Raw genomic sequence first — 256 nt, 5'->3', positions numbered from 1 at the left:
GTACTACGTCGAGCGCTTCTACGCCCGCGGAGCCGTGCGCTCGCTGCCGCCGACTCCGTTCCAGCGTCTTCGCCGCAGCCTGCGCACGTCACAGGGAGCACGTCGATGACCGCCGGGATCGAGATCGCCAACGCGACCAAAGCGTTCGGCGACCGGCCGGTTCTTCGCGGTGTCGACCTGACCATCGAGGCCGGCACGGTGACCGTCATCCTCGGCCCGTCCGGGTCCGGCAAGTCGACCCTCCTCCGCGCGATCA

General features: G+C 69.5%; 1 protein-coding gene. It reads left to right on the top strand.

Annotated features, from left to right (window positions below; translation table 11 throughout):
• Positions 1 to 105: 105 nt before the first annotated feature.
• Positions 106 to 256: ATP-binding cassette domain-containing protein (locus SB775_RS31425; protein WP_410865192.1), on the top strand; the 151-nt coding region annotated here is incomplete at its 3' end.

The sequence above is a fragment of the Peribacillus sp. SIMBA_075 genome, from assembly GCF_046534585.1.
The sequence above is the reverse complement of the archived record's forward strand: the minus strand, read 5'-3'. Positions and strand labels throughout refer to the sequence as shown.